Below are 13518 nucleotides of genomic sequence, written 5' to 3'. Positions count from 1 at the left end.
CACATCATCCCTTCCTTTCCACTAATTCGATACAAATTTGATTTTTCCTACCTGCTATAAGCTTTTCTTCCAGTTCAGCCTGATGTAGCACAACAGAGGTACTATTTATCTGATTCTTCCATACTTCTCCATTTATGCTAAGTTCTCCCAACTGATATTCTCCATAATCCAAATATTTTCTGTTATAAAAAGAAACACATACTTCTTTTTCCGCAAATAATGTGTCTACTGTTAAAACTTCACCGGAATCATACTGCTCCTTTACTAGTTTTGGTTCAATTAATAAGTCTCCAAGTTGCCCACGTATGCCATATACCTGTGTCAGCATTAGAAAAATTGTCCAGCTTCCTGCACCAGTAACATAAGAATACATTCCCCTTCCTCTGCTACTGATATACTCCGGCACACCAGGATATATTTGTGCTATTTGTGTATTTGTAGAAAGTTCATAAATAGATTTTATAATCTGATAACCTTCCCTTACATACCCTCTGCTATATAACGCATAAGCATACATAGTTGTCATATGGCTAAACATGCCACCATTTTCTTTTTCTCCATAAATAAGTGCAAATCCTCTTCCAAAATTCCAGGTATTATCTCCCAATGGTAACGTCAGCCTGATTCCTCCGGTATTTTTATCCGGAAGATAATTATTTACAGCATGTATTGTTTTTTGAACCTGTTCATCCGTCGCCGCCCCTGACATAATAGAAAAGGTCTGGGCTGTCAATCCAAATCGCAATTTTCCATCTCCAAGAATTCCATCAACTGCATTTCCATTATTATTATAATAACCATTAAAAAAGCCTTCTTTTGATGATAATTCAATCCATTCATTTTCTCGGACCTGCTGTAATAATTGTTTTCCTTTCCAGCGCAACATATCTTTTAATTCTAAAACCGGTATTTTTTTCTTTTTTCCGCTTATTCCAAATCTTATGTGTTCATAATATTTCTTTAATACTTCCACTTCTTTTTGGGGTTCCTTTTCCTTTAATCCCTCAAGCAGTATTTCCATTTCTTCAAATACAGAAATCGTTTTTCGGTCTTCTTTCTCTATTTGAATCTCAAGTAAATCTGCTATATCACATATATTTTTTCCATAAAAAGCCGTAAATGGTATTGTTTCCCCTTTATCTGGAGCCATATCCAACTGATCATTCCAATCTCCATCTTCAAGCTTTATATTCCCGTGTTCTCCAATATTTAAGCTGCAAATTAAATTTTCTAAAAGTAAATGCTCTAATATTGTTCCGGTATAACATTCACCATCCTTTGTCTTTTGACTATTTCCATCTTCTTTTTTCCAATTTGTGTCAATCCTTTTCGCTCTTTCAATTTGTGCATCTTTCCAGTAAGACACTTCTTCATCTAAAATAGAAATATCTCCAGTTTGATTCATATATAACAACAGTGTAAATAATGGCCAGACACCATGATCCATCCAAACTCTGGATATTTTGTTTCTGTCTGCCTGAAAATTGCCCTCACCGTCCAAAATAATAGTTGCATTACTTCCATCCAGTCTGACACCTTTCATGTTATGAACAAAAACACTTCGAACCCGCATTGGATTTTGTAATAATAATGTCAGATAATCCTGCCACAAATCTCTCCACCCGCGACCACCTCTTCCATAATCATGATATGGAAGAAATGAACAACCATATATTTTTCTTAAAACAGGCTGTATACTTACCCACCTTAACCAGCCATCAAACTTATCTGAATTGCCCTGAAATTTTATCTTGTCAGCTTCTCCATTCCAATGCTCTTCATTTTGTTTCCACGCAGCTTCAACCTTTTCTTTACTGTTATACTTTTCAAACTCCTTGTTAAAATTTTCTTTTTCAGTAATTCCAGCGCAGATAATATATTCTTTTTTTTCGCCTGGTGCTAACCGTACCTTTGCAAAACGCATTGCGCCAATGCATTCCATACCATCTTTCCGATATGTCATATCATGTTCTGGTATACTATTTTCTACTACTGTTCCTGGCCAGTCCAATGTTCCTCCCTTTCCAATAAACTCCTCTACTGTAGGGAACATTTCTACTGCTGCCTGCCCGCTTTCATCTGATCCATATACAAAATAACTTGTATCATTCGGTTCATGACCTCTTTCATCATGGTGTATCGTTGGCTTTACAACAATCCCGTTTTCTTCCAACGTTATCCTCTGCATCAGTGATGTTGCATGTCTATGATCTCTTAAATTATCTGCCGATCGTCCAAAAATAGGGAATGCCGCTGTTGGCACAAATTCCAGAATTTCTGACCCGTAATTTTCCAGAATAACCCTGTTAATTTCTACTACATCCTCATTTGCCGGACAAAACGTTGTAAAAATACAGTTTAATTTCAATTCAGGGATTGCATAATACAAGCTGTGATATAGCAAACCGCACTCTATTTTATTCCATTTTTCTTCATCTTTAAAGCAATGCTCCGCTCTCTGTCTTGCAGAATTTCCCACCACAGAAAATGCTCCCTGCTCTTTTGTATAAACCCAGAAATTTCTTCCAGAACGATTATTATGTAAGTCCTCTACTGAAACTGGCAGATACAAAAATTCATTTTGATTCTTTTTGGCATCTCCATTTAAGCAGGGTGTCACCGATGCTTTCATTCCAGCCTCATTGCATATAGGAAAATATAATTGATTTACTTCCCGGGCATTTTCACAAACAAAAGTCCCTTTTTTGTCAATAAAATTCCACTTAAATCCGTGTTCCATTCTTTACTCCTTTTTCTTAACCCTTAACCGCTCCTGCCGTTAATCCTCCTACAATATATCTTTGGAAAATTAGTGCTAATACCATTGGTACAACTGTAGCCAGCAATCCTGCAGTCATCATCATTCCATAATCAATTCCATACTTTGTTCCAAACTCTGATACCGCAACCGTTAATGTCTTCGAAGTTTTTGATGTAGTAAAAATTAATGCGTACAGAAATTCATCCCATGCCATAAGGAATGCAAGAACACCTACTGCAACATACCCCGGTAATGCTGTTGGCATAATAATTTTCCAAAACACCTGATTCCAACTACAACCATCTACCCGTCCTGCTTCTTCAAGTTCAAATGGAACCGATTTAAAATATCCGTTCAAGACCCAGATTACATAGGCAAGAACTGCATTTGTATTAATTAATATTAATGTTCCCAAATGATCCAGCAGCCCCATCCGGCTAATCATGATATAATACGGTATTACCAATGCAATTGGTGGTAGCAGCTGAAAAAACATTACTCCAAATAACATTGGTTTTTTCATTCGAAAGCGTAATCTTGCAAACGCATAGGATGCCACTGCACCTAATACAAGACTAATTACTGTTGTTGTACCCGCAACAATGCAACTGTTTTTTATTGCCATTCGGAATACTTCAACTTGTTTTGTTGGATTTTTATCCCACAATAACATTTTGTATCGTTCCCAGGTAATTGATGTAGGCAGTATTTTGTCACTACTTAACAATTCATTTTCTGATATGATACTGGATATAAACATCCAGATAATTGGCAATAGCGTCCAAAGAACCAATAATATCACTGCCAAATATAATAATATCCTTCCTATTCTTCTCTTTACCGTTCGATTCATATCTTAATCCTCCGTTTTTCCTGCTTTCAGGTAAAGAAGGCTCAATAACAATATAACAACTGCTATAATTACGCATATTGCCGAACCTTTACCATAATGTAAGTAATCAAAGATTTCATGATACGCATAAAAGCTTACTACCTGTGTACTGTCATTTGGTCCACCTGACGTCAACGAATATACAATATCAAAAACTCGAATCGTCTGAATTGTACGCAAAACAAGAACCACTATATACATTGGCCTTAATGCAGGAAAATACACTACTTTAAATCTCTGCCATGCATTTGCCCCGTCTATAATTGATGCCTCCTTTGCATCATTAGACACGGTCTGGAGTCCTGCAAGCAGCATAATGATAACAAGTGGAAGCATCTTCCATGTATCTGATAATATAATCATATTAATTGCAAGCTTACCACTTCCAAGCCAGACTATATTTTCATCTATCAAATGTAATTTTAATAATACTTTATTCAAAATTCCTGCGTTCGCATTAAAAATCCATTTCCACAAATTTGCATTTACAATCGTTGGCACTGCCCATGGAATCAGAATAATTCCACGCACAAAGCCTCTTCCCTTAAAATTTTGATTCAGCAATAATGCTGTAAGTGTTCCCAATATAATCTGAATTATCACTGATACAACAGAAAAATATAAAGTAATTTTTAAAGAATTCCAAAATGCATGGGTACTCATAACTTCTGCATAATTCTTTAATCCAACAAATTTCGTTGCAAGACTACCTGGATTTACATCATTTAAGCTGAACCACAATGTAAACAAAACAGGAAATAATCCTAATCCCATGATAATCAGCATGGCAGGAGTAATCATTCCATAAGCAGTTCTTGCTTGTGATATACTTGATTTATTCTTCCTCTTCATATTCTTACCCTCATATTAAAAATGGCAGGCAGTTTACCTACCTGCCATTCTCTATTTAATTCACAAAACTTTCTGATACTTCTTCTGCCTGATTTAGTGCATCCTCTATTGAAGTTGACCCTGACAGTGCTGCCGAAAATAATGGTTGTACTGTATTAGACCACTCACTATAATCAGCAAGCTGAGGTCTTGGATGTGCTGTTGCAAACTGCGGATAAAACTTAGCCAGCTCTTCATGTTCAGTCACCAGATTCTCATCTTTATATAATGCATCAATTGTCGGCAGTACATTATAATTCTCATATGCATATTTCTGAATATCCTCACTAGTAAATAACTCAATATATTTATATGCATACTCCGGATATTTTGAGGTAGATAATACTCCGAAGCCACCGCCACCAGTTACTGAAGCACTTTCTGCTTTATCAGTTCCAGGCATTAAACATACATCTACATTTCCTGCAACAGTAGAATTTTCTGGATTATTTGCATATCCATACACATAAGCCCAATTCATAACAAATGCTGTATCTCCTGCCATGAATGGATCCAGGCAATCTCTGTCCGTGTAGGTAATTGATGCTGGATCTGCCCATCCATCCTGCATCGAATCATACATAAACTGTACTGCATTATTTGCACTTTCACTGTTGATGTCAAATGAGCCATCTTCTTTCTGCCATGTTCCGCCAAAACTGTAAATCATGGTTGTCAAATCACAAATCAAACCTTCTGCCTGGGATGCTCCCCACGCAATACCATACTTGCAAATGCCTTTATCCATCATATCCTGAGACATTTCTTTTAATTCATCCCATGTTTTTGGTGGCTCCTCATATCCAGCATCCGCTAACATCTGCTTATTATAAAACATCCATTTTCCACCATTTGCAAACGGAATTGCTTCTGTTTTTCCATTATAAATCATCTGATTTAACGAACTCTCAATCAAACTGTTTTTTACATCTTCATCCATATATTCACTCAAGTCTATGGTTACTCCCTTACTTTCAAATTCTGCAACCCATGGAATATCTACATAGCAAACATCCGCATTGCCTCCACCGGTCCATGTTGTAGTAATTTTTTCGTGTGTACTATCATAGGACTGACAAATCAGATTTACTTTTACACCATACATTTCTTCGTACTTCTTTCCAGCATACTCATAAAGTCCTTCTTCGTCGGTTGTACAAATAACGCTAATGCTTTCCGGTTTATCTCCGGCTTCTGTTCCTGCTACTTTGTTATTTTCTGTTTCAGAGTTACCACAAGCTGTAATTGATACTGCCATTGTCATACACAAAAGTACTGCAACTAATCTCTTCATTCTTTTTCCTCCTTTTACACTAATACTTTTTTGTTCTTCTCCCCTGGCGCCTTTTACTTTATTCTCCTTGCTTTTTGTAGTTTAAATATAACGATTTTATATTCATGATTCAATTTCATTCTTGCTTTATTTTTGCACTATTTTGCGTGAGACATTTTTAATTAAAAAAAGACGAAATATACTAATCACATTTTGTATATTTCGTCTCCTTTATACACTACTATATTTTAAATTCTGGAATGATGATAACCCTCACAGTTTATTTCTTCATTTCCACTTATTTTACGGTATCTGCTTGGTCCCATAGAATATACTTCCTTAAACTTCCGGTTAAAATAGCTCAATCCCGAGAAACCAGATTCATATGCCACTTCACTGATGGGGAGTTTTGTGGAAAGCAATAATTTTTCTGCAGATTTTAATCGGATATGATTTAAATACTCTACAAATGTATAATCTGTTGCCTGTTTAAACACTCTGCAAAATGTATACATACTCATGCAACACAATTCTGCTACATTTTGTAACTCTATATGATTTTGATAATTTTCTTCTATGTAAGACAACGCAGGTCTGATTTTTTCCAAGGCTATCATAACTTCTGTCGCAGGTCTTCTGGCACAAATATAATCATTTCGCATAAAGTATACCATTAGTTCCATAATATACGCAGGTATCCGAATCTCATATCCCAAAATCTTCTTTTTATATTCTCCCTCTATTTTCCACATAATGGATTCTACTTTTTTACTTCTCAAATTAAAATGTCCAACTTTTCGAAACGGATCTAATAATATACTTGGAATGTGTTGATATTCCTTTGCCACAGAAAAATAGGGTAAAACAGGTTCCATTTGAAACTGTAACAACAATATTTTATGTCGCTTTGTAATTTTTTCCGTTTCATGTGGTTCTTCCCCAGAAATGACCGTGATGTCGCCTGGTCTTGAAATAATCTTCTCCCCACCAAATCTTACATATGCTTCACCCTCTAACTGGCACAAAATTTCCCATGAATGATGCCAGTGCATCGCACACCCCGCTAAAGTATAAATTCCTGCTGAGAACGGTAATTTTGCCTCTTCAATATAAAAAAGCTCCGAAGAGTGAAACTTATTTGCAGTTGATATGGGTTCTTTGATTTTTATAATTTCTTTCCTGTCTTCCATTTTTCTCCTGTTAATCTCTCCCATCCAAGCTATAATTTTTTTGTCAAATCCACCAATTTTTCTACTCTGTAATCTGCCTGCTGCTCTAACTCTCTTAATTTTTCATTGGTTATGGCATCTTCCGGATGATACCAACAGGTTTTAAGTCCTGCAGCATGTCCTCCTGCAATATCTGCTGTCAGGGAATCACCTATCATCAGGCATTCTTCCGGTTCAATTCCAGGCAATTCCTCCATACATTTTTCAAAAAAACGAAGGCTCGGTTTCTCTACGCCAACCTTTTCCGAAACAAAGCAATGTGTAAAATATTTACGCATGCCGCCTCGTTCCAGACGGTTTAGCTGCTGCTCATACGGTCCGTTGCTTGCTGCACAGAATATGTATTTTCCTGCTAAAGCTTCCAATGTTTCCAATGCACCGCTCACCGGCACTGCACTGTTATGAAGATAGCTTCGGAACACATGATCCATTGCCACACCATCGGCTTTTAATCCCAGCCGTTTTAATATAATCTGCCAGCGGACATAGGGAATGTCTTTCCTTGATAATTCACCCTTTTCGATTTTGTCCCAGATAATATGATTTTCTTTCTGAAAAACATTAAACATTTCCGGTTTAAACTCCAGCCCCAAATCTGCAAATGCCTGTTTCATGGAATCTTCTGCTCCCGCATCAAAATCAAGCAGTGTATTATCAATATCCCAAAAAAGGACTTTTATATTCTGTATTTTATTCATCCTTTATTTCCTCGTCATCCTAAGGTTTTATGCTATGCAAAATGCAATACATCTATCAACAGCAGCCAGACTAATCCATAATAGGTTACTACTGCTACCAGGTCATTAATTGTGGTAATCAATGGACCGGATGCCACTGCCGGATCAATCTTAATCTTATGAAAAAGCATTGGAATCAAGGTTCCCACAAGGCTTGATATTACCATTGCTATCATCAGTGCAAGGCCCACGCATCCTGAAATAATAAATGCATGACTCACCGGATTATTCTTTAACAACCAGACATATAATCCGATAAAGGAAAATGCCAGTATCCCCAGAAAAAGCCCGTTCATAAACCCAACACGCATTTCTTTTCCTACCAGATGACGCTTCTGTTTTGATGTAAGATTTTCATCTACCAGTACACGAATGGTTACAGCCAGCGACTGTGTTCCTACATTTCCTGCCATGTCAAGTATCAGCGACTGGAAACACATGACAATTGGAATTACGGCTACAACGGTCTCAAAAATCCCCACTACGGAAGATACGCCCATGCCAAGTACCAGTAAGATAATCAGCCATGGCAGACGTTTCTTCATACTCTCTACCAGCGTTTCCTGTAAATCTTCTTCGGCGGTCAGACCTGCTAACTTTGCGTAGTCATCACCCATCTCATCATCCACAACTTCTACGATATCCTGAGATGTGATAACACCTAAGATTTCATCATTTTCATCCAGTACCGGAATGGAGTCCTCTGCATAGTCCTTCATTCGCTCAATACATTCACTAATCTGTTCATGATCACGCAAATACGGATAGGATGTGCTGATGATATCTTCCAGTGCATTATTTTCACGGGCAATGATTAAGTCCTTTAAATCGATGGCTCCATAGAATTTGCCTGCTTCATCAGTAACATAAACTGTCAAAATGTTATCATTTTCTCCCGCCTGACGAATCAGCTCCCGCATGGCCTGCCGGATGGTAAGGTCATTTTTAATCACGATAAAGTTCGTGGTCATCTTGCTACCAATTTCATCATCCTCATAGGACTGAATCATCTTAATGTCATGACTGGATTCTTCATCCAGCAACTCTACCAGCTGTGCCTGCTTGGAATCATCCAGTTCGTCTAAGACATCTACCGCATCATCGGAGTCCATGTAGGAAATAACCCGTGCCGCTTTATCCAGATCCAATTCATTCAGATATAAATCCGGGTCATTAATATAAGTAAAGATTTCCGCAACCTGTTCCGCTCCCAGGATTGGGTACAATCTCTTTCGTTCTTCTTCATCCAGACGCACAAATGCATCCGCAATATCATTTTCATGATAATCGGATAATTTATCCCGCAATTCCTCATTACTCTTTGTACTGCGGATAATCTCTATTAACTCTTCTACATAATTCTGCTCTTTTAATTTCTCGTCCACTGCTTCTGCCTCCTTACATCATTTTCCTGCAGTAGCAGCACAGATGATACCCTCACAATTACAGGAAACACACAGCGCATTTCCAGCGTAAAAAGAGCAATTGTCCTGTATGGATTCTTATCAGAAATCCATGGTCAATTGCGCCAAAATCATCTTCTGTCTGCCACCGCAGATACTACTTCGCCCAGTACTGTCGCAACTGTCCATGCATTTCACCTCCTGATTCATTCTCTTTTTCCATTCTAATCCTCGGAATGAATCAAGTCAAGTTTTGCTTTGTCTGATATTTGTATAATCTTTGTAAAATATATATTCTTTATTCTATTTCTTCCATAAATATTCCAGGCAATTGTGAATGAGGGATCGAGAAGAGTTGCCACAATAATATTACGTTGATTCGCAGTGGATTTTCTTTCGCTACGAAATACCACAGTTCTAAAATGCGGGGTTTTCTTTTTGTTATAAAAACAGTCTTTCCAATGTTTGTCAGAATAACTGCACGGTTCGTCGAAGTACAGATGCCTGATAAGGGCTGTTAGGGGCACTTGGAATTTCGTCTGGCAACAGGCAACGCTGGTACAGGGATGTACCAGCGAGGTGCAATTGAACATGGATGTGAATTTGTGCCGGTTGCCAGATGAAATTATAATTATATCGAAATTCCTAGTGCCCCTTGCAGGCTTTATGTGGCATCTGCTCTCGACGGACAGTGCAGCGATTCTGACAAAGCAAGCGGAAAGACAGTTTACAAGCAAGAAAACCCCGCATTCTAAGAACTGTTGGCATTTCATATCGGATAAAGATAATCCTCTGTGAATCAACGTAATATTTTCCGTGCAAAATCTATCTCTCTTTCGCAATTGCCTGCTATATTTATCGAATATTTGTATAGTCTAAGAAAAAGCACATACAGCTTGCTCTCTCACTTCCTTCATTCCGGTAAATGTGCGGCTGGTCTGTTTCAAATTTGTAGACCTGGCTCTTTTCCACCTTCTGGCTGTGGTCATGGCATTCTATGGTCAGTGTGCCATCGATTACCGTAATATATTCCCTCGTCCGCTCGCCGTGGCTTCCGCTGGTGTATACACCGCCCGGCTCTACGTCAATCCGGTAGATTTCTACGGACTGGGAGTCCTCAAATGGGAAGCAGGTAAAGACCTTATACTGTCCCTCCAGTTCCTTGGTTGGAATCATTTCTTCCGGCTTCACCAGACAGAAATCCACACGTGGAGCTTCAATCAAAGTCTGAAATTCAATCCGCAGTCCGCTTGTAATCTTTCCAAGCACACCCAATGATGGATTTGCCGTTCCCTTTTCAATCTGTGCCAGCATACTCTTACTTACACCGGTCTGCTCTGCCACCTGATCAAGACTCATTCCCTTGGACTGACGCAGTCTCTTTAAATTTTCCGATACATTGTGTGACAGGTAATCCATACATTTTCCTCTCTTTCCATTTGAAACTTCCACTTCAAATTTTTTACATCAAACTTTTCGCATCAAATTTTTATGATATTAACCGATGTTTTTGATAAAGATATCTGTTTTATAGTGCCTTGCGGTATAACATTTCTATATCACACTGACGGGATGACCGTGGGTTCACCGCAATATTGCCGCTCTTCATGGCATCTGCTGCCATTACTTCTATTTTCTCTTCGATGGTCTCCCGGCTGATGCTTCCTGTTTTGCCTGCCCGATTGATGGCTTCCGTAAGATTTGCCGGAATTCCGATGGCTTTGCATAAGGAACGGATGGCATCCACTAACATCATCGGTTCAAATTCATCTTCATAGGCCGGAATTTCACTGATGTAGTTATAAATTTTATAATACCTTCCATGGTCAGCTAAGGCATTATACTCCGCTACTACCGGAAGCAATACTGCATTGGCAACTCCGTGTGGCACATCAAAAAATGCACTGACCGGATGGCTCATGGCATGTACATTTCCAAGTCTTGCAAAAGAAAATGCAATTCCAGCAAACAGTGAGCCTACCATCATTGCCTCTGCCGCCTCCACATCGGTGCGGTTTGCCACAAATCTCCGGATATTTTCTCCGATGAGCTCCATTGCTTTTTCTGCCATGGCGTCAGAAAACGGAGAAGCCGCAGTTGAAATATACGCCTCTTCTGCATGGATAAATGCATCAATTCCGCAGGCTGCCGCCACACTGGCTGGTGCCGTTGTAATCAGGTCTGCGTCCAGAATAGCATATGCCGGCAGCAGTTCATAAGAAAATACCGTCAGTTTATAGTCTCTGCTGTGGTCGGTAATTACAGAAAAAGCTGTTACCTCAGAACCGGTTCCTGCTGTAGTCGGTAGTGCCACCAATGGAATAATTTTGCCCGGCACTTTATGTGCCCCTTCATATTCGGTAATGCTTCCACCGTATTTTGCTACTACACCGACTGCCTTTGCTACATCCATCGGAGAACCGCCGCCAAAAGCTACGATAAAGTCTGCCCCGGAAGCCTGAAATGCTTCTGTCGCTGCTTCCACGGTTGTAACGGAAGGATTTCCTTCGATATCCGTAAAGTCATCCACCAAAATTCCTTCGGCTCTTAAAGATTCTGCAGCTTTCTCCACCAGTCCCATCTTCTTAAGATGCGGTCCTGATATGATAAATGCATGCTTTCCACCCATTTTTTTTGCAATTTCCGGAAGTTTTGCCATAGAGCCTCTTCCTACGATAATATTCTGTGGTACTGAAAAATTAAATTCGTTCATAGCTTTTCCTCTCATTTTCTGTCGGTATTTTCAGAACTTACTACTCGACTTTTCTATATTCTGCTTTCTTTACTCTATACATTCCATTATCCTGCCAGCCGCGCCAATACACGGTCGATTGCCACATCGATTACCTGATCCAGCTCCACATCATCTGCCTCCGGCATCAATGTTGCTGCATCTTCATCTGAAATAAGCTGTACCAGACTGCCAAAGGACTCTTTGTATTTCTTTTTACAGATTACAAAGAATACAACTCCAAGCAAGCTCCAGGCTCCAACCATCAACCACTCCGGAAGAATCAGGCTGCCGCCGGTTCCCGGAATGCAGTACATGCATACCATAAATCCTGACATTAAAACTGCCATTACACCCACAAATTTATAACCAGGCACTTTATATGGACGAGGCATATCCGGTTCTTTCTTTCTTAAAATCAAAAATGAAATGGATACCATACAATAGGCAAGACAGCATCCAAAGTTACCTGCATCACAAATCCATACCATCATGACACGTCCCGCAAACGGTGCTAACATCGTAAGAATTCCCATCAGGATTAATGCATTTAACGGGGTCTTATGCTTTGGATGAAGTTTTGCAAAAGTTCTTGGAATCATATAGGATTCTGCCATGGAATATAAAGCACGGGAACCACCAATCATAAAGGAGTTCCAGGAAGTAATGATTCCGCACATTCCACCAACAATAATTACTTTTGCCATGACCGATGTTTTGAACGCTACTGCCATGGCATCTGCGGTTACAAGACCGGTTCCTGTCTGTGATGCTGCAATGGCATCCGGCTTTAATACCAGACCTACTGCAATGATAACCAGTGAGTAAAACAGCACTGCCAGTACAACAGATAATATCAGCATTTTTCCAATTTTCTTCGGTGGAACATTGATTTCCTCTGCCGCCTGCGGGATAACATCAAATCCGATAAAATAAAATGGAGATAACACCGCAACACTGAGTACTGCCTTGATTCCACCTCCGGTTGATGTGCCGGCAAACATCTGTCCGTTAAGATTATCTACACTTCCGTTGATGACGGATGCAACAATCAACAAAATCCCTGCTCCACCAATGATAATAGTAAGAATGGTCTGTAAAATAGCTGCTGTTTTGGCTCCAAAAATGTTTATTATCATAATTAAAAATGCAACGATAATTGCTACAATCAGCCAGGAAGCATAGATATCAAATCCAGCTACCGTATAAAGATATCCCTTTAAAAATCCCGGCCAGAGATAGGTCAGAATCGTTGGAAATGCACATGCTTCAAAGCAGGTAACTCCGACATATCCCAGGACGATTGCCCATGTACAGATAAAGGAACCATTTGAGCCCATTGCCCGGTAACTGAACACATGCTCACCACCACACTGTGGCATGGCTGCCGTAAGTTCTGCATAAGTCAATCCCACAAAGAATATCATGATTCCACCAAGAACAAATCCGAGAGCTGCTCCAAGAACTCCGCCTTTCTGAATCCAGCCACCGGAGGATACGACCCAGCCCCATCCAATCATGGCACCAAATGCAATGACAAGAATATCCCAGGCATTAAATACTTTATTGAATTCTGTTTTCTTCTGTTCCATATTTACTAC

Annotated in this window: 10 protein-coding genes; all 10 read right to left on the bottom strand. The window is 39.2% G+C overall.

Annotated features, from left to right (window positions below):
• Nucleotides 1–4: 4 nt before the first annotated feature.
• The 10 genes from DXB43_RS00680 to DXB43_RS00630 all read right to left on the bottom strand — a co-directional run bounded on the left by DXB43_RS00680 (nucleotide 5) and on the right by DXB43_RS00630 (nucleotide 13509).
• The gene (locus tag DXB43_RS00680; protein WP_158567169.1) at nucleotides 5–2632 is read right to left on the bottom strand and encodes a GH36-type glycosyl hydrolase domain-containing protein; all 2628 of its coding nucleotides are present in this window, start codon (nucleotides 2630–2632) and stop codon (nucleotides 5–7) included.
• Between the two features lie 124 nt (nucleotides 2633–2756).
• Nucleotides 2757–3614, bottom strand: a complete 858-nt coding sequence (locus DXB43_RS00675; RefSeq protein ID WP_022243665.1) for a carbohydrate ABC transporter permease — start codon at nucleotides 3612–3614, stop codon at nucleotides 2757–2759.
• A gap of 3 nt (nucleotides 3615–3617) precedes the next feature.
• Complete coding sequence (locus DXB43_RS00670) at nucleotides 3618–4505, bottom strand: carbohydrate ABC transporter permease (protein ID WP_117841430.1); 888 nt, start codon at nucleotides 4503–4505, stop codon at nucleotides 3618–3620.
• A gap of 55 nt (nucleotides 4506–4560) precedes the next feature.
• Nucleotides 4561–5838 (bottom strand): ABC transporter substrate-binding protein, encoded by a 1278-nt coding sequence (locus tag DXB43_RS00665; RefSeq protein WP_117841431.1) that lies wholly within the window; start codon nucleotides 5836–5838, stop codon nucleotides 4561–4563.
• Nucleotides 5839–6065: 227 nt separating this feature from the next.
• A complete protein-coding gene (locus DXB43_RS00660) occupies nucleotides 6066–7007 on the bottom strand; it encodes a helix-turn-helix domain-containing protein (protein WP_158564712.1) in 942 nt (313 codons plus the stop codon).
• A gap of 29 nt (nucleotides 7008–7036) precedes the next feature.
• Nucleotides 7037–7744 (bottom strand): YjjG family noncanonical pyrimidine nucleotidase, encoded by a 708-nt coding sequence (locus DXB43_RS00655; RefSeq protein ID WP_117946095.1) that lies wholly within the window; start codon nucleotides 7742–7744, stop codon nucleotides 7037–7039.
• 32 nt (nucleotides 7745–7776) lie between these two features.
• Nucleotides 7777–9168, bottom strand: coding sequence for a magnesium transporter (mgtE, locus tag DXB43_RS00650; protein WP_117946093.1), 1392 nt, complete (start codon nucleotides 9166–9168; stop codon nucleotides 7777–7779).
• Between the two features lie 873 nt (nucleotides 9169–10041).
• Nucleotides 10042–10605, bottom strand: a complete 564-nt coding sequence (locus DXB43_RS00640) for a helix-turn-helix domain-containing protein (protein ID WP_117841435.1) — start codon at nucleotides 10603–10605, stop codon at nucleotides 10042–10044.
• Between the two features lie 109 nt (nucleotides 10606–10714).
• On the bottom strand, nucleotides 10715–11899 hold the full coding sequence (locus DXB43_RS00635) for an iron-containing alcohol dehydrogenase (protein WP_117946087.1): 1185 nt from the start codon (nucleotides 11897–11899) through the stop codon (nucleotides 10715–10717).
• Between the two features lie 86 nt (nucleotides 11900–11985).
• The gene (locus DXB43_RS00630) at nucleotides 11986–13509 is read right to left on the bottom strand and encodes an APC family permease (protein WP_117946084.1); all 1524 of its coding nucleotides are present in this window, start codon (nucleotides 13507–13509) and stop codon (nucleotides 11986–11988) included.
• Nucleotides 13510–13518: the final 9 nt, after the last annotated feature.

Source organism: Roseburia sp. OM04-10BH (genome assembly GCF_003462605.1).
GTDB lineage: Bacteria > Bacillota > Clostridia > Lachnospirales > Lachnospiraceae > Roseburia_C > Roseburia_C amylophila.
This window is presented reverse-complemented; position numbering and strand designations above follow the sequence as displayed.